Below are 16,432 nucleotides of genomic sequence, written 5' to 3' on the forward strand. Positions count from 1 at the left end.
TCCTCACCGCCCTTGTGGTCGTCACGCGGAGGCCGCCTCGATCTGTTCGCGCAGCCAGTCCCGAAGCACGCTGTTGATGCGCACACCGAGTTCGACCTGCGGGGCGAACACCTCCGGCTCGGCGCCGGTGCTCTGGTCGGCGCGCAGCGCCTCGAGCGCGGCGAGCTCGTGCTCGACGTGGGCGAGGTCGCGCTCGAAGGTCTGCTTCCTGTCGGCCGGGTCCAGGAGCGGTGTGAGGAACAGGCGCAGGCCGCTCTCACTGCGTTGGGACCGGTCAGGCTCGGCGTCGACCAGCCACGTCCGCAGCTCGGCGCGTCCGGCGTCGGTGATGTCGTAGGTCTTGCTGCCGCGTGGCCCTTCCCCGACCAGTGCGATGAGGCCGGCGCCCTCGAGCTTGGCGAGTTCGGGGTAGATCTGGCTGTGGCGCGCGTGCCAGGAGGTGCTCAGGGAGCGGTCGAACGTACGAGTGAGCTCGTACCCGGTTGAGGGGCGGCGGGCGAGCAAGCCCAGGACCGCGTAGCGCAAAGACATGAGGAGATTCTATCTCAAACCTGTCATGCTTGACATGTAACTTCTGACAGGTACTGTGCGTAGTGCGTCCTCCGACGCATTCAGCCTCCAGCCTTCGCTGTCAGTTCCCGACCCACCCACACCCACGAGAAGGCACGACATGGCACCCCGAACCGACCCGACCCACTCGACTCCGGGCAGCGAGCCGGTCTCGATCGAGTACGAGACCTTCGGAGATCCCTCCGACCGCGCCGTCCTGCTGGTGATGGGCTTCGGCACCCAGCTCTTGGGTTGGGACGCCGACTTCTGCCGCCAGCTGGCCGCACGCGGCCGCTACGTCATCCGGTACGACAACCGAGACTGCGGCCTCTCGACCAAGCTCGACGACCACCCGGTCAGCCTCACGGACTTCATCACCGCGGTCACCTCCGGGGACCTCGACCGGGCACTCGCGATGGCGCCGTACTCCCTGCGAGACATGGCCCACGACGGCATCGACGTCCTGGACGCGCTCGGCATCGAGCAGGCCCACGTGGTGGGCTCCTCGATGGGCGGGATGATCGCGCAGAAGATGGCGATCGAGTTCCCCGACCGGGTGCTGACGCTGACGTCGATGATGTCGTCCACCGGTGAGCAGGAGTATGGCCAGTCGTCCCCCGAGGCGCAGCAGGTGCTGTTCTCCTCCCGTCCGAGCGACCGGGACGGCTACGCCGCCGCCGCCGAGCGCGAGCTCGTCTGGGCGTCCCGGCGGTACGGCGACGCGAGCCAGCTGCAGGCCCTGGCAGCTGCCAGCTACGTCCGCGCCTACTACCCCGCCGGTGTTCCCCGGCAGCTTGCCGCGATGATCCTCGACGGCTCCCGCGGCGAGGCGCTCTCGAAGCTCGAGGTGCCCACGCTCGTCATCCACGGTCTCGATGACACCCTCATCGACCCCAGCGGCGGCCGCCGCACCGCTGAGCTCGTCCCCGGCGCCCGACTGATGCTGCTCGAGGACATGGGACACGACCGCCCGCCGGCGCTGTGGCCTGCCCTGATCGAGGCCATCGCCGAGCACACCAGCCAGCGCTGACAGCAAGAGAGCGTGGCTCCGGCACGGGAGGACCCAAGAACCCGTTCGGCCGACCGAGTGGGAGGCAACCCAGACCCCGCACGAGAGAGACCCACACGGGACAGCCGCCTTGAGCACCACCACCAACCCACCTTCGGCCGACAGGTCGACGCTGCGCCCGCAGGGCCTGCAACCTCACCACCCGCACACTCAGGAGAAGCACATGATCCCCCCGCATTCCGCGACAGGAAAGGCCACCCGGCCCTTCGGCCGGGGCGAAGATCCGTCGTCTCCGTCGAGTGCGCGCATGAGCGCTACGCATGAACTGACCCCCGCTCTCGGCACCATCGGGTGGACCGAACGCACAGGGGGCGTCCTGACCCGCCGCGAACGATTCGCTCTGGCTCGGCCGTTGTCCCGCGGGCATCGCGACATCTTGCTGGGGCACCTCGCCCTCGCTGCCCGCCGTCACCGGGGCCGTCATGCCCATCTCGATCCGGCCGCCCTCGCAGCCCCCGACTCGACGACGGCGCGCGACGCGGCGGCCGCCGCCGACGACCTCCTCAGTCCGGCGGTGCTGCAGCACTCCCACCGCGCCTACGCCTGGGGCGCAGCGCTCGCCGGCGTCGATGGGGTCGACTTCGACCGCGAGCTCCTCTACGTCGCCTCGATGTTCCATGACACGGGTCTGCCCACTGGCATCCCCAACGTCGACTTCACCGTCCAGAGCGCCGCCCTCCTGAGGCTGTTCGCCGACCGTCACGGAATGTCGGCAGCCCAGCGAGAGGTCATGACCAACGCCATCGCCCTGCACCACACTCCGGGAGTCGCGCCGGAGGCAGGCCCCGACGCCTACCTGCTCTCTGCGGGCGCCGCCGTCGACGTGTTCGGGCTCCGCGCCGGAGACATCCCCGACGCCGTCCGCCGACAGGTCGTCCATCAGCACCCGAGACTCGGGTTCAAGCAGGAGTTCACCCGGCTGTGGCGAGCCGAGGCGCGGCAGGTACCCCGAGGGCGAGCCGCGTACCTGCGCCGCTATGCGGCGACCGACCTGACCATTCGACTCGCACCGTTCCGCGGATGACCGCTGGACGCGTAGGGGCTCACGTCCTCAACGGGATGCAGCGGTCTCCCGGCAGTCGCTGGCAGTGACCCCGACCAGGGACCCGGCCCCACCGACAGTGGTGTACGGGCCCGCACACGGCGCATGCGGCTACCTCTGCTGTGGGGAGCAGCGGTGGGGGCGCTGCAGGTTATCTCCCCGTTCGCGTTCTGGTGGATCTCCGGAAGCACCGTCCACGCGTTGGAGTGGTCATCGCGGTTGAGAGCGTGGTCGCCGCCTGTCTTCGTTCTCGCCGCCGCAGGCATCTGTGGCCCGGCATGGCTCCTCGTCGCCGGATACCCGCCTACCTCACCCTGACCCTGCGAGCGTTGGCTGTACAGCCGCACTCCCCGGCGCTGAGGAGGCTCACCGCTGGCTCCGTGAACTGACGGGCGGGCGCACAGTGTCCTTCCCGGAACGTGGGTTGGTGCGGAGTGTCCCCGCCGGAATCCGGAGTGTCTTGGCTGGACGGCAGTGTCCCCGTCGGAGCGACGGACACTGGCATCAGACTCCGCAGACGCATGCCAGTCAGAGGCCAGCCGCGAGGGACCGTTATGGCCCCAGCAGCGTCTTGAGCCGATCCGCATTCCGTGGCGACACCTGGGAGAGCGTGGCCGCAACATCCTCCAGCGCACGTACGTCGTCATCCACCGTGCACATGTCGTCGCGCTGTTCGACATAGGCGAGGATCTGGCCGGAGCGCACCTGCGACGAGTGCAGCGACAGGGTCCTCGGTCATGGCGTCACTCTGAACTACCTACCGCTCATCGGCACGACCGGTCAGCGGCTCCGGATGGCTGCGGGCGCACGCTGACGTGCGGTGGCCGCCGCGCGGCACGACTCAGAGGGCCTGAACCTCGAGGATGAGCTCGGAAGGTTCCTGCTCGTCGTTCCCCCAGACCGTCAGGAGCACATTGCCTGGTTCGACGCCGGCTGCTCCGTACTCGCGGTTGTAGACGTCGCGGATCGATAGCGTTCCCTCGGTCTCGAGGGTGAACTGACCAAGCTGATGTAGATCGTCGCGTGCGGCCTCAAGAGCGAAGCCGGCGAGTGTCGGGGCATCGTCGACGTTCGCCACGCCGATCGCGACGCAGTCCGTCGTTGAGGCACAGGCCATACCGTTGAAGCTTGAGGGAAGCGTGAAATGCTCCCGGGCCACGACAAGGAGCACCGAGTTAGGCGGTTCGATCAGCTGGGCCACTCGCGAATCTTGCCCCATGCTGCCGCCCGCTGCCGTCGACGCCACCGATAGTTCACGCCTGGACCGAGCGGATCGCGGCATGTCCGGGCGTCAGAGGCCGCCCGACGCCTGTCATCCTCAACGCCCGTGCCCGCCCACCGGAAGTGACTGACGTGACCGACTACGACGCCTTCGCCAGGGCCTACTCTGCGGCAAACGAGACAAGCCTTCTGAACGCTTGGTACTGCCGACCGGCGATGGTCGACCTCGCCGGCGACGTGACCGGCAGCGAGGTTCTTGACGCCGGATGTGGATCGGGCCCCTTGTGCGTCGACCTGAGGGATCGGGGCGCCATCGTGCGTGGTTTCGACGTCAGCCCCGCGATGGTCGATTTGGCTCGGGAACGCCTCGGCGAGGAGACCGAGTTGTTGGTCGCAGACCTTGGAAAGCCGCTGCCGTACGACGACCAGACCTTCGACGTCATCGTCTCCTCACTTGCCCTGCACTACCTGGAGGACTGGGACGCTCCGCTGACGGAGCTGCGCCGGATCCTGCGACCAGGAGGGCGACTGGTGATCTCGGTACCTCACCCGGCGGCCTACATGTTCAACTACCAGGACCGCGACTACTTCGCGACGACGCAGTACTCCGAAGAGTTCGACTTCGACGGCCAGAGCGCAGTCCTGACCTACTGGCACCGTCCACTGCACGCGATGACTGATGCATTCACTGCAGCAGGCTTCCGGATCGAGGTCGTGAGCGAGCCCCCGTGGTCTCCCGAGACACCCAAAGACCTCCTGCCGCCTGATCTTGGCGACCGCACCGCCTTCGTCTGCTTCCTCTTCTTCGTCCTGGTAGCCCCGTGAGCCCGCTGGCAACTTGCGACGCGCGGCATGAGACCGCGTCCGTCATTGCCGCGCTGAGCCGCCACTGACGAGGGTTGGTTCCCACGCGCCGTCACCTCCCCTGCGATGCGTCATCTGGAAGTGCATGGGAGCGGCTTTCCAGTTGTTCGCTTGCTGTTCAAGCAGGGGGTGTCCGAACGCGCTGACGGCCCGGCGGTCCAAGGCCAGCGGGTCCTGCCACGATGCCGTGACCAGGTCTGGTTCGTCAGGCGCGGTTCTCGGATCCGCGTCACTCAGGGACTCGGCCTCGAAAAACGTGACCAGGTTTCGCAGTCGCCGCTCTGACCATTCATGGACGCATGTCGCCAGCAGACGTCCCACGAGGACCTCGACACCCGTCTCTTCGAGGGTCTCCCGGTACGCGGCTTCCTCCAACGTCTCTCCCGGCTCGACGTGGCCGCCAGGCAACTCCCAGCGAGTCACGCCAAGTCGATCATGCAAGACCATCAGCCAAAGTGGACCACTCCTGGTCACGGTGAACGCTGTGACGTTGGTTGACCAGGACACGTCCATGCCCCCAAGGCTCTCACCTGCCCTCCGGATATGACCGCTGATGGCATGAGGGATCACTCCCCAAGGAACTGCCTGCGGGCTCCCGAATCACCTCACGCTCGTCGGAGTGACACGGTTCCGTACGTCCGCTCATCGGCAGGTCCGGTAAACCGCCCCGCTGCCTTGGACGGCAGCTGCCCTGGACGGCAATGGGGACACACCCCTGAGAGCGAGGATGAGCCCACGAGCTTCGGGTGCTCAGCCCCTACCCGGTCCTGCCGTGCACGTTGACGCCTCTCGAACTCGCGACGTGCCGAGCCGCCAGGTGTCCCCGGATCAACGACAGGAAACTCCCGTGTGGGGTGCGAGACAGTCACTGGCGTTTCTCAGACGAAGGTTCCGGCGTGGATCGAGCCGGCACTTCCAGATCATGCGTCAGACAACGGACAGACCTCGATGTCTGTTCGTAGACCGCCTCAGTGCGCGCGGGAAGGTCAACGCCACACTCGACACGTGCCGGCGTATCGCAGCTTCATGCGCTTGTCATCGCCCGTCGTTCGCTGCCTCATGTCCGCGACCGTGATCACACCGGGAGAGCCGCTCAGGTTCTACAGATCTCGGCGTTCACCGTGGCCGAGACCTCAACATGCAGGAATGCGATGTCAACAGGCGGCGGTCGACGCGACGGAATGGGATCCGGGAGCCTGCCCCTTGCGAGTAGCGCGCGCACTCCTGCACTGAGCCTTCGCCGACCGGTCGTTCAGCACCTGAGTGCTGACGTGGTCGGATGCAGCGATGGGCCCTGCGCACGATCTGGCAGAGCTGAGCGACCACGACCTGCTGGCCGGTGGGGTGGCCGACGGGGTGGCCGAGGCGCGGGCGAACGCGGCGCGGTGGGGGCGGCTGGTGGAGTTCCACTCCCGCCGGGAGGCCGACTACCAGGCCCGGACGGCGCTGTCGCCGCGCTTCACCCTGACCCCGCGGGCGGAGACGGTCACCGAGGTCTCCGCGCTGTGGGGGCTCAGCGAGCCCCGGGTCCGGCACGAGCTGAACGTCGCCCTGTTCCTGCACCAGTACTTCGCCGAGGTGTGGGCGCTCTGCGCGGCGGGGCAGCTCGACGGCTACCGCGCCACCGTGTTGGCCGACGCGGTCCGGCACGCGGTCACCGACCCGCTCCAGCTGCGGATCCTCGCGCCCCCGGCTGACCGGGTTCCTGCACAAGCACCTCAGCGACGCCCACGGCCTGGCCGGGGTGCCGGCGGTGGTGGCGTGCACCCCCAAGCAGCTGCGCAACAAGCTGACCTACGAGATCAACCGGCTCCGCTCCGCCGACGCCGAGGAACGCCACCGCCGGGCGAAGGCCGACCGCACCGTCCGGGCCACCGACACCGGCGACGGGATGGCCCACCTGGGCATCACCGCAACGGTGGCCCAGGTCCTGCTGGCCGACCACCGCCTCACCCACGCCGCCCGCCGGCTCCGCCGGGCCGGGGACGAGCGGACCCTCGCCCAGCTGAAGTCCGACCTCGCCCTCGACCTCCTCAGCGGCCGCAGCCAGGGGGTGCCGGCCCCGGCGTACGCCCGACCGGTGGTCAACCTGACCGTGCCCATCCAGACCGTGATGGGCCTGAGCGACGACCCCGGTGTCCTGGCCGGCGGCACCGTGGTCCCGGCCGGGCTGGCCCGGGCCATCGCCGCCGACCCCGACGCCACCTGGCACCGGATGCTCACCGACCCCGCCGGGCGCATGGTCGAGCTGTCCACCACCTCCTACAAGCCGACCGGGCCGATCTGGCGGCACGTGGTCGCGAGTGGACCACCTGCTACGAACCCGCCTGCGACCGGTCCGCGGCCCAGGTCGAGATCGACCACCGCACGCCGTACCCGCGCGGCGCCACCACCCCCGGCAACCTGTGGCCGGCCTGCAAACGCGGGCACACCGCCAAGCACGCCCCCGGCTTCACCATCGAGCAACACACGACCGGCTCCTACCGGCTGCGCACCGCCGCCGGGTTCACCCACCAGATCGCCCCACCGGCCAAACCCGTCAACCCCGAGTGGCCCGACCTGCCCGACCCGAGCGACGACGACCCGATCCAGTTCACCGCGACTGAACTCCTCAGCACCCTCCGCGAGCTCCGCAACCACCACGACCAGGAACGCGCCGAAGCCCACGAGCTCGAGTGGGAGCACGGCTACCGCCTCGACCAGCTCAAGCTCTGACCACGGGCGCCGCGAACGCGGCCGTCGCGTCGTACCCAGGGTGGCCACCGGCGCGGTCAGGCCAGACCGCCCTGCGTCACTCCGCCGTCGGCAGCGTCGGGTGGTCCGTGGGGTAGATGCCGATCGCGAATCCGTAGGTCGTGCTGCCGGACCTCGGCATCCGGTCGAACTCGTCGACCAGCTCGGCCATCCGGTCCCAGAACCGGGAGGCCTGGTCCTCCGAGATGCGCGCATGCCGGATGAAGCCCCAGAGCTTTCCCCGCTCGTACGCCGTCGCGGACTCGCGGGCGGCCACCTCGAAGTCGTTGAAGTCGCCCGGCATCCCCTCACCGGCAGGTGACGGCTCCGCTGCCACGTAGAACATGCGCGCGGTGCGGCCGTAGAAGCGCTCCTCGATCGCCCGCACCTGCCGCGTGCCCACCACCCGGAGCAGGCCGTTGCGGGTGAGCACGTCGACGTGGTGCGCGACGGTGCTCTTGGGACGCTCGACCGCCGCCGCGAGCTCGGTGACCGTCGCGGCTCGCTCATGCAGCAGCTGCAGGATCGTGGTGCGCAGCGGATGGCCGATCGCCTTCACCTGGGCCGGGCTGGTGAGCGCCATCCGATCGGCCAGCTCGTAGCCCGGGGGGTTGTCCGCCATGACACAACAGACTAACATCCCCGAATGTTCCAAACTATTCGATCAATTGACGAGGGAGATCGCTGACATGGCCGAGGTGCTGCTGTACCACCACATCCAGGGCCTGACCGACGGGGTGCGGGCCTTCGCCGACGCCCTGCGGCAGGACGGGCACACCGTGCACACCCCCGACCTGTTCGACGGCCGCACCTTCGGCAGCATCGAGGAGGGTTTCGGCTTCGCACGCGACACCGGGTTCGACTCGATCCGGGAGCGCGGCGCCGCCGCGGCCGACGAGCTCGGCACCGACCTCGTGTACGCCGGGTTCTCCTTCGGGGTGACGATCGCCCAGCGGCTCGCACAGACCCGGCCGGGTGCCCGCGGCGCCCTGCTCATGGAGTCCTGCATCCCGGTCGCGGAGTTCGGCGGGGCGTGGCCGGAGGGGGTGCCGGTGCAGATCCACGGCAAGGAGGGCGACGAGTTCTTCGACGAGGACCTGCCGGCCGCTCGCGAGCTCGCGGACTCCACGGCGGCCGCCGAGCTGTTCGTCTACCCCGGCGACCAGCACCTCTTCACCGACTCCTCCCTCGACGCGTACGACCCCGAGGCCTCCGCGCTCCTCATGGAGCGGGTGCGCGCGTTCCTCGCCTCCGTCTGACCGGCGGGGTCGACGCCAGCTCCTCCCTGCGCCGCGGTCGCTCAGTAGCCGCCGCCGGCGCCCGAGGGGGCCCCGGACCCTTCGACCCAGGAGCCGTCGGGCGCCACGACCCACCACAGGCCGCCCGACAGGTCCTTGCCCTGGCCGTTGGCCTGGCCCGGAGCGCTGTCCCCGGCGTAGGTGTACATCGGGAAGCCGTTGACCGTCAGCTGGCTCGACCCGTCCGACCGCTTGATCGTGCCGAACTTCGCCATGACCGACGAGGTCGCGCCGTTCGGGGCGTCGGCCCCCGGGACCGGCGGCCAGTACGTCGCGCACGAGCCGCTGCAGGTCGAGTGTCCCTTGGAGTCGTTGGCGAAGGCGTAGAGCGTCATCCCGGCGGGGTCGACCAGGACCGTGCCGGCACTGGTGCTCCCGACAGCGACCGACCCGGTGCCCCCGCTCGGGCTCGACCCGGTCGAGGGCGACGAGCTGCCGCCACCACCGCCCGAGCCACAGGCCGCGAGCAGGAGCAGCCCCGCGCCGACGAGCAGGGCCGGCCTCGCGGACCGCGAACGTGTACGCATGATCTCCTCCTCTGCAAGACCCCCGCACTCCAGGACACGAGCACGCCTCCCCCGCCGTTCAACGACCCCAGCACCTCCTGGTGCTTCCGCCCCGGTCGCTCCGGTCCCCCGACGCGTCCTAGCGGCGACGACGCAGCCCGGACGCCGTCAGGACCTCGCGGACGTCCGCGCGGGCGGCGTACGCGCCGGCTCCGAGGAAGGACTCCTGGACGATCAGGTCGACGCGGTCGCGCGCCATGAAGTCGTTGCCCATCGCCGTCAGCTCGGCGCGACCGGGCCGGAAGACGACGACCGCCGTCCCGCTCTCGCGCAGCGCCCTGGTCTCGCGGCGCACCAGCCGGGCGGCGTGACGCCGGGAGAGCTCGTAGAGGTCCAGGGGGAGTCCGCTCGGCCCCGACATCGGCGAGACGATGATCACCAGGTCGAGCGCCCGCTCGCGCAGGATCGCGGCGTTGGTCGGCGAGTGCGCTCCCCCGTCGACGTAGTGGTGCTCACGGATCCGCACCGGGGCGAAGTAGCCGGGGACGGCGCACGACGCGGCGATCGCCAGGTGGAGCGGCGCCTTCGGGCTCCCGACCCGCCCGAAGACCACCCGCCGCCCGTCGCGGCGCCGCACCGCGCAGATCCACAGGTCCTGCTCCGGCCACGACTGTCCCTCGACCTCGCGCAGCATCGCCAGCTGCTCGGCGATGTCGTGCTGCCCGGGGGCCAGCAGCGCCAGGGCCGCGGCCATCGGCCGGAAGGACCAGGGCCGGACGAGCGCCCGCTGCACCATGTCCTTGCCGGGCAGCTCCGGGAGCCGGCGCAGCAGCGGGAGGACCCGGAACGGCTCGAACACCGGGATCTCGGTGCCGAGCATCTCGTGCAGGACGGCGCCCTCGGCCTCGAGCGGCGCCTGCACGACCCAAGCGGCCAGCTCGGCGGCGGGGACACCGACCCGGAGCAGGGTCCCCGTGATCGACCCGGCCGAGGTCCCCACGACCACCTCGGCGGTGCGCGGGTCCCAGCCGCAGTCGTGCTCGAGCGCGGCGAGCACGCCGGCGTGGTAGGCCTGGCCCACGACCCCGCCGGCACCCAGGACGAGACCGACCCTGGCCACCTGCCGAGGGTCGCGTCCCGGGGGTGGCAGCCGACAGGGCCGATGGCCCCTGGGCCGCGGTCCGACCGGTCAGGGTCGCTGGACGGACACCACGTGGAAGGTCTCGTGGCCTCCGGAGAGGTCCTTCTCGGCGACGATCCCGATGCCGCGGGCGTAGAGCTTCTGCGACATGACGTGCGGCTCGAGCCGCGACCACTCCATCGAGCGGAGCGCGTGGCGGAAGTGCCGCAGCGGAGTGCGCGCGGAGACGTTCCGCTGCACGATCCAGGCCTGGTCCTCGGCATGCCCGCGGTACAGCTCCTGGCGGTAGGCGTCGGTCGGGTGCGGGTCGGCCCGCATGATCAGCCCTGCCCTCGCGCCGTCGACACCGGCCTCCCACGACCCCTCGCGGCTCTCGAGGTGGCCCTGCTCGTCGTACGTCGCGGTCCGCTCGCCGAAGTACCAGACGTTGCCGTCGCGGTCCGCGGCGTACCAGTCGTGGGTCTTCTCGGCGAGGCTCCCGTCGGCGCGCCGCAGCACGTCGACCAGCACCCGGGTCCGCACGCCCTCGATCACCTTGGTGCGGTGGGTGACCCGGACGTGCTCGTGCAGGCGCTCTCCCTCGTCGGTGCCGCGGTAGCGGACCACGGTCCCGGGCACGAGCGGGAACCAAGGGTTGTCGGCCGGCCGGACGAACCGGCTGCTGTCCAGACCACCGGCGGGTCGGGCCGCGGGGGCCGCTGATCCCTCCGGGGCGTGGACCGCCGTGACCAGTGCTCCGGCGACGAGCGCGGCCGCCGCCACGCCGATGGCGGTCCTCTTCTGCTGGTTCCTCACCATGGCGGTGCTCCTTCTCCTGGGGTGGGGCCAGCATGCGACGCGGCCGCTGAAGCCGCGCTGAACCAGCCACGCGCCAGGGGCCAGGGCCTCACAGGGAGCCGGTGGTGCTCGACTTGCGGTTGCACACGATCGACTTCGTGAACGGGGTGCCCGTCCAGTTCCCGTGCACGGACTGGATCGAGAGCGTCCAGGTCGTCGCCTTGTTGTCGTCCGCCCGGCTGTTGCTGATGGTCTGCGCGTGCGAGGTGGTCGAGATCGTCACCGTCGTCGCGCCGGTGGCGCTGAGCCGGTAGGTGTACGACGACCCGGCCGGCCCCGCGTCGGTGAAGCCGGTGACGCTGATCGACACCGCTTCGTTCGAGGCCGGGCTGCTGCAGGCGAACGTGCCCGTCACGCCCGCCGGCGTCTCCATCTGGTCCGTCGCCACGCTGAGCGCCGGAGCCCGGGTCCCGGTGAACTTGGCGATGGCCGCTCCCGGCGCCAGGACGAGCGCAGCCACGACCGCAACGGCGGACACGACCTGCCGGCCGCGGTCGAGATTGGGCATCGATTCGCTCTCGTGGTTGCGGGTCTGGGCGGAACGAGTCTCGCGACCCGACTTCAAGCAGGTGCGCGGACAGCCTCAAGAACGCGGCAAGTTCTGGCATCATCGGCACATGTCCACGACCTCGGGAGAAGTCCGCACCGCGCTCGTCGTCGAGGACGATGCGGACATCCGTTCCCTGATCGAGTTCACCCTGAGCACGCAGGGCTTCGAGGTCATGGCCGTCGACTCCGGTCTCGCCGGGGTCGAGGCGGTGCGTGAGCACGACCCGGACCTGGTCACCCTCGACCTCGGCCTCCCCGGCATCGACGGGATCGAGGCCTGCCGTCGCATCCGCGAGATCAGCGACGCGTACGTCGTGATGATCACCGCGCGCGACGACGAGGTCGAGCGGCTGATCGGCCTCGAGACCGGCGCCGACGACTTCCTGTCCAAGCCGTTCAGCCCGCGCGAGCTCAACGCCCGGGTCAACGCGATGTTCCGCCGTCCCCGCCGGGGGCAGCCGACGACCCCGGCGAAGGACAGCAACGGCCGCACCGGCGCCGAGCACGAGATCCTCAAGCACGGCGTGCTGACCGTCGACGTCGACGGCCGACGCGCGTTCCACGACGACACCGAGCTGACGCTGACCCGCACCGAGTTCGACCTGCTGACCGAGCTCATGCGGACGCCGGCCCGGGTGTGGACGCGGGAGGCGCTGCTCCGCTCGGTGTGGGACACCGAGTGGGCGACCGACACCCACCTGGTCGAGGTCCACATCGGCAACCTGCGCCGCAAGCTCGGCGAGAAGGCCGGCTCGCCGCGGCTGATCCGCACCGTGCGGGGCGTCGGCTACCGCATGGAGGTCGCGAACTGACCGTCTCCCGAGGCGCCGTCTGAAGCGTCCTCGTCCTCGTCATCGTCCTGGTCGTCGTCCGACCCGCCCCAGATCAGCGACAGGCCGAGCAGCAGGAGCCCCGCCACGGAGACCCAGAAGACCCAGTGCCGGACCACCGGGTCGCGCAGCACCCGGATGGCGGACCCCAGCTTCGGGATGACCGCCTTCTTCTCCCAGACGGTGTCCCCTTGCAGGGTCGCGGTCCACGGGTCGACCCCGGGGTTGTTGTCGCCCTTGGTGCGGAACGTGATGCTGCCGTCCTCGCCGCGGACGACCTTGGTCACCCGGTGGGTCTCGACCCGGTGGTCCTCGATCGGGATGTGGTAGCTGATCACGTCGCCGACCCGCAGGTCGGCGGCCGGCCTGGGCACAGTGACGACCACGTCGCCGGGCATGATGCCCGGCTCCATGCTGCCGGTCAGCATCGTCGCGGTGCGGTAGCCGAGCACGTGCGGCCCCACGGCCAGCAGCAGGAACACGAGGAGGCAGCCGACCAGCAGACCGTTGACGAGCACGACCCGGACGAGGCGGGCCACGCGCCGTAGGCCGGCCGCCGCGCTCGCACCCCGGTGGAGGGTGCGCGGGCTGGGTGCGGCGAGGCTCATCGTCGGCTCCTGCGTCGGTCCGGGCGGGAAGGGGCCCGTGTGGCCGCCACGGGGGTCGGACGGCCACACGGGGGTCTGGGTCAGCGGTACTCGGCAGTCCGCTGGGTGGCGTCGAACGTGAACGTGATCGTGTTCGCCAGGCCCTGGAAGGTGTTCCCGGCACTGGTCGGCAGCGTCAGCGTCAGCCGCAGGTTCGACGCAGCGGCCGACGAGTTCATGGTGGTGGTCGCCGCGCCCAGGTCGAGGGCACTGCCCACCACCGCGCGACTCGCCACGATCCCCGTCGTGGTGCCCCCGCAGGTCAGCGACCCGTCCGCGTTCTTGACCCACGCCACCGAGCACTGGTCGACCCTGAGCTGCAGCCCGTTCGTGGCGTCGGTGGCCAGCACGTTCTGCGTGCCCGCCGTCGTGGTCAGCAGCACCGACCCGAACTTCTCGGTGTCGCTGCTGCGGGTCAGGGTCACCGACCGCTGCACCGTGTCACCGGGCACCAGGTCCACCGCCGCCACCGTGGTGCCGGCCGACGCGTGCTGGGTCAGGCCCAGGTCGACCTTGCCGGTGGCCACCGACTGATCGGCAGCCGTGGTGTCGGAGAACGAACCGAAGGTCCCCAGCCCCGCCACCGAGGCGGCGCCACCGACCAGCACGACGGAGGCGAGGATCTTGACGGCGGTCTTGTGAGACGAAGTACGCATGGCACTGATTCCTTCGATGAGGACCAGCACTTCCTCAGAAGCTGGTCGGGCTCGGGTGATGACCAGAACTCTGGCGTCGCCACCTCAAGGCACCACCCGACGATCCCCCGCCCTTTGCGCAAGAGTCACGCAACCCTCGATCCCCGTCCCTGAGGGCTTTCTTGAGCCCCGCGCACGGGATCGGCAAACGACAGATCCCCACCCCGGACGCGGTCCGGGATGGGGATCGGGAGGCCCCGCGCGGGCAGTGACAGGGGATGCCCGCGCGGGGACGACGGGGCGGCTCAGCCGGCCAGGTAGGCGCCCAGCGCTCTGTCCGCGCGCACTGCGGCCGGCCACAGGCGCGACGCGGAGAGTCGCGCGGCCGTGACGTCCTGACGGCGTACGTCGTCCTCGACCTGGTGGGCGAGGTCGGCGAGCTCGCAGGTGCCGACCGTCACCGACGCGACCTTGAGGCTCAGCACCGCGTCGAGCGCTGCCTCGACGTCGACCTGCTGCAGCGCGGTGGTGATCCGCGCGACCCGGCCGATGAGCATCTGCCGGTAGCGGCTGGCGAACATCCAGGCGAAGGCCCGGTCGTCGACCTCGAGCGAAATGCGGCGCAACGCCGTCTCGTCGAAGGTCGCGACGTCGATCATGCACACTCCTGCGCTGGTGGTCTCCCCTGGTCGGTCCAGCGTCTCGAAGCCAACTCAAGGCTCCGGCGGAAGTTCCCTCAAGGATTCCGCAAGGCTGGCCCTGCGCGAGGTCAGCGACCGGCGATCTCCGCGAACCACGCGGCCACCTGCGCCGGGTCGTGGTCCAGGGCCGCGTCGTAGCAGGCCATCTCGGTCCTCGACGTGCCCGGCACCCCGGTGGCCGTCCACAGCCCGCACGGCTGGACCTGCTCGCGCTCCATGAAGACGGCCAGCCGCTCGTGCACCTCCTCCAGCGGGGAGTCCGCGAAGACCTCGAAGGTGTTGGTGTGCGGCGGGTCCGGGTTGACCCTCAGGCCCACGTCGACCAGCTCGCCGGCGAGCGCCCGCGCCCACGCGGCGTACTCCCCCATCCGCGGCAGCCGGTCGCGCAGGCCGAGCAGCGCGGGCACGGCGTACGGCGTCAGCTGGTGCAGCCGGCCCGCCCATCCGCTGCCGCCACGTGCGCAGCTCGTCCAAGACGTCCTGCTCCCCCACCACCGCGGCGCCGGCCGGCGCCCCGAGACCCTTGTAGAACGAGACGTAGACGCTGTCGAAGAGCCCCGCGATCTCGGGCAGCGGCCGGTCGTAGAACGGCTGCGACTCCCACAGCCGGGCGCCGTCGGCGTGCAGCGGTACGCCGCGCTCCCGCGCCGCGTCCGACAGGGCGACGAGGTCGTCCCAGGCGGGCAACCGGCAGCCGGCGTCCCTCAGCGGCAGCTCGACCAACGCGGCCCCCAGGACGCCGGGCAGGGCGCGGAGGTCGTCGGCGGTCGCCGTCTGCGGACCCTCGGTGAGGTGCTCGAAGCGCAGGTCGTGGAGCAGCCGCGGCCCGTCGGCCTCGTGCTTCAGCAGGTGCGAGAGGTCCGGGACGGCCACCCTCCGCGACCCGCTGCGGTCGCACCAGACCCGCAGCACGGCCTGCTGGGCCATGGTCCCGCTGACGAAGAACACGGCGGCCGGCTGGCCGAGCGTCTCGGCGATCTCCGTCTCGAGCATCTCGACCGCACCACCGCCGCCGTACCTGTCCCACTGCTCGACGCCGAGCTCCTCGCAGCCGGCGGCCAGGGCGGCGAACACCTCGCCGGGGGCCCGGCGGCGGTGCCAGACCGCCGCGTCGGTGCAGGCACGGGCGGCGTCACGGACACGGTCCTCGAGGTCGGTCACGGCGTCACCCTTCCGTGCCTCGACCCGCCCGGCAAGGCGATTTGCGCGCCTCACCGCGCAGTCAGGTTGCTTGCAGGTAGCGTCGGGAACCATGTGGGCCCGGCCTGGTTCGGCCCACTGTGAGGAGATCCCGTGTTCGACCTGATCAACGGCCTGCCCATCCACCCCCTCGTCGTGCACGCGGTGGTCGTGCTGCTGCCGATCGCGGCGCTCGGCACCATCGCGATCGCGGTCCGGCCCGGCTGGCGGCACCGCTACGGTCCGCTCGTCGTGGCGGCTGCGGCGCTCTCCACGATCCTGACGCCGGTCGCGACGTCCAGCGGCGAGGCGCTCGAGAGCCGGGTGGGCAACCCCGGCGAGCACGCCGAGCTCGGCGACCAGCTGATCTGGTTCGAGATCCCGCTGCTGGTGCTGGCGCTGGCGCTCGTGTGGTTCGACCGCCGTCAGCGGGCGACCGGCTCCCCGACGGAGTCGACGGCGGTCTCCCCCACCGCCGTCAAGGTCGTGGCCGCCCTCGCCGTGGTCGCCGCCCTGGCGACCAGCGTGCAGGTCTACCGGGTCGGCGACTCGGGCGCGCGCGCCGCCTGGGGCGACCAGGTGTCGTCCTCCTCCAGCGCCGGTGACGGCGACGGCGACTGACCCGCGGCCG

General features: G+C 70.6%; 18 protein-coding genes and 1 pseudogene. 6 read left to right on the forward strand and 13 right to left on the reverse strand.

Features of this window, described 5'->3' with window-relative positions; genetic code table 11:
- Positions 1 to 21: 21 nt before the first annotated feature.
- Positions 22 to 531, reverse strand: coding sequence for a PadR family transcriptional regulator (locus tag ACFO9I_RS18290; protein ID WP_379183444.1), 510 nt, complete (start codon positions 529 to 531; stop codon positions 22 to 24).
- Positions 532 to 670: 139 nt separating this feature from the next.
- On the opposite strand from ACFO9I_RS18290, the gene ACFO9I_RS18295 reads away from it, so the two are divergent.
- Both ACFO9I_RS18295 and ACFO9I_RS18300 read left to right on the forward strand, forming a co-directional pair.
- Complete coding sequence (locus tag ACFO9I_RS18295) at positions 671 to 1,579, forward strand: alpha/beta fold hydrolase (RefSeq protein WP_379183446.1); 909 nt, start codon at positions 671 to 673, stop codon at positions 1,577 to 1,579.
- Positions 1,580 to 1,688: 109 nt separating this feature from the next.
- Positions 1,689 to 2,642: an HD domain-containing protein gene (locus ACFO9I_RS18300; protein WP_379183448.1), complete on the forward strand. Its 954-nt coding sequence runs from the start codon at positions 1,689 to 1,691 to the stop codon at positions 2,640 to 2,642.
- Between the two features lie 859 nt (positions 2,643 to 3,501).
- Here ACFO9I_RS18300 and ACFO9I_RS18305 read toward each other — a convergent pair.
- The gene (locus ACFO9I_RS18305; RefSeq protein WP_379183450.1) at positions 3,502 to 3,861 is read right to left on the reverse strand and encodes a hypothetical protein; all 360 of its coding nucleotides are present in this window, start codon (positions 3,859 to 3,861) and stop codon (positions 3,502 to 3,504) included.
- Between the two features lie 152 nt (positions 3,862 to 4,013).
- On the opposite strand from ACFO9I_RS18305, the gene ACFO9I_RS18310 reads away from it, so the two are divergent.
- The gene (locus tag ACFO9I_RS18310) at positions 4,014 to 4,706 is read left to right on the forward strand and encodes a class I SAM-dependent methyltransferase (RefSeq protein ID WP_379183452.1); all 693 of its coding nucleotides are present in this window, start codon (positions 4,014 to 4,016) and stop codon (positions 4,704 to 4,706) included.
- Positions 4,707 to 4,748: 42 nt separating this feature from the next.
- Here ACFO9I_RS18310 and ACFO9I_RS18315 read toward each other — a convergent pair whose 3' ends face one another.
- Together ACFO9I_RS18315 and ACFO9I_RS18320 are read right to left on the reverse strand one after the other, a co-directional pair.
- Entirely contained in the window at positions 4,749 to 5,258 is a 510-nt protein-coding gene (locus ACFO9I_RS18315) for an NUDIX hydrolase (protein WP_379183453.1), read from the reverse strand.
- Positions 5,259 to 7,536: 2,278 nt separating this feature from the next.
- The gene (locus tag ACFO9I_RS18320; RefSeq protein WP_379183455.1) at positions 7,537 to 8,100 is read right to left on the reverse strand and encodes an ArsR/SmtB family transcription factor; all 564 of its coding nucleotides are present in this window, start codon (positions 8,098 to 8,100) and stop codon (positions 7,537 to 7,539) included.
- A 67-nt stretch (positions 8,101 to 8,167) separates the two neighbouring features.
- Here ACFO9I_RS18320 and ACFO9I_RS18325 point away from each other — a divergent pair, with 67 nt between their 5' ends.
- Positions 8,168 to 8,737 (forward strand): dienelactone hydrolase family protein, encoded by a 570-nt coding sequence (locus ACFO9I_RS18325; RefSeq protein ID WP_379183456.1) that lies wholly within the window; start codon positions 8,168 to 8,170, stop codon positions 8,735 to 8,737.
- 41 nt (positions 8,738 to 8,778) lie between these two features.
- Here the strand turns inward: ACFO9I_RS18325 and ACFO9I_RS18330 are convergent, their stop codons facing one another.
- The 4 genes from ACFO9I_RS18330 to ACFO9I_RS18345 all read right to left on the reverse strand — a co-directional run bounded on the left by ACFO9I_RS18330 (position 8,779) and on the right by ACFO9I_RS18345 (position 11,768).
- On the reverse strand, positions 8,779 to 9,303 hold the full coding sequence (locus ACFO9I_RS18330; RefSeq protein ID WP_379183458.1) for a hypothetical protein: 525 nt from the start codon (positions 9,301 to 9,303) through the stop codon (positions 8,779 to 8,781).
- 118 nt (positions 9,304 to 9,421) lie between these two features.
- Positions 9,422 to 10,402 carry a patatin-like phospholipase family protein gene (locus tag ACFO9I_RS18335; RefSeq protein WP_379183460.1) on the reverse strand — a complete coding sequence of 327 codons (981 nt, stop codon included), beginning with the start codon at positions 10,400 to 10,402 and terminating at the stop codon, positions 9,422 to 9,424.
- 69 nt (positions 10,403 to 10,471) lie between these two features.
- Complete coding sequence (locus tag ACFO9I_RS18340; RefSeq protein ID WP_379183462.1) at positions 10,472 to 11,221, reverse strand: hypothetical protein; 750 nt, start codon at positions 11,219 to 11,221, stop codon at positions 10,472 to 10,474.
- An 88-nt stretch (positions 11,222 to 11,309) separates the two neighbouring features.
- Positions 11,310 to 11,768, reverse strand: coding sequence for a hypothetical protein (locus tag ACFO9I_RS18345; RefSeq protein WP_379183464.1), 459 nt, complete (start codon positions 11,766 to 11,768; stop codon positions 11,310 to 11,312).
- Between the two features lie 109 nt (positions 11,769 to 11,877).
- Here ACFO9I_RS18345 and ACFO9I_RS18350 point away from each other — a divergent pair, with 109 nt between their 5' ends.
- A complete protein-coding gene (locus ACFO9I_RS18350; protein WP_379183466.1) occupies positions 11,878 to 12,621 on the forward strand; it encodes a response regulator transcription factor in 744 nt (247 codons plus the stop codon).
- Here the strand turns inward: ACFO9I_RS18350 and ACFO9I_RS18355 are convergent.
- The 5 genes and pseudogenes from ACFO9I_RS18355 to ACFO9I_RS18375 all read right to left on the reverse strand — a co-directional run.
- Positions 12,597 to 13,247, reverse strand: a complete 651-nt coding sequence (locus ACFO9I_RS18355; RefSeq protein ID WP_379183468.1) for a signal peptidase I — start codon at positions 13,245 to 13,247, stop codon at positions 12,597 to 12,599. The genes ACFO9I_RS18350 and ACFO9I_RS18355 overlap by 25 nt on opposite strands.
- 80 nt (positions 13,248 to 13,327) lie before the next feature.
- Positions 13,328 to 13,942: a TasA family protein gene (locus ACFO9I_RS18360; RefSeq protein WP_379183470.1), complete on the reverse strand. Its 615-nt coding sequence runs from the start codon at positions 13,940 to 13,942 to the stop codon at positions 13,328 to 13,330.
- A gap of 284 nt (positions 13,943 to 14,226) precedes the next feature.
- Positions 14,227 to 14,580, reverse strand: a complete 354-nt coding sequence (locus tag ACFO9I_RS18365; protein WP_379183472.1) for a hypothetical protein — start codon at positions 14,578 to 14,580, stop codon at positions 14,227 to 14,229.
- 110 nt (positions 14,581 to 14,690) lie between these two features.
- Complete coding sequence (locus ACFO9I_RS18370; RefSeq protein ID WP_379183673.1) at positions 14,691 to 15,029, reverse strand: hypothetical protein; 339 nt, start codon at positions 15,027 to 15,029, stop codon at positions 14,691 to 14,693.
- Between the two features lie 85 nt (positions 15,030 to 15,114).
- A pseudogene (locus tag ACFO9I_RS18375) lies at positions 15,115 to 15,876 on the reverse strand (threonine aldolase family protein); the annotation flags it as partial.
- 39 nt (positions 15,877 to 15,915) lie between these two features.
- Between ACFO9I_RS18375 and ACFO9I_RS18380 the strand changes: the two are divergent.
- Positions 15,916 to 16,422, forward strand: a complete 507-nt coding sequence (locus tag ACFO9I_RS18380) for a DUF2231 domain-containing protein (RefSeq protein ID WP_379183474.1) — start codon at positions 15,916 to 15,918, stop codon at positions 16,420 to 16,422.
- The last annotated feature ends 10 nt before the right edge of the window (positions 16,423 to 16,432 follow it).

The organism is Nocardioides sp. GCM10023255, from assembly GCF_042653125.1.
GTDB lineage: Bacteria > Actinomycetota > Actinomycetes > Propionibacteriales > Nocardioidaceae > Nocardioides.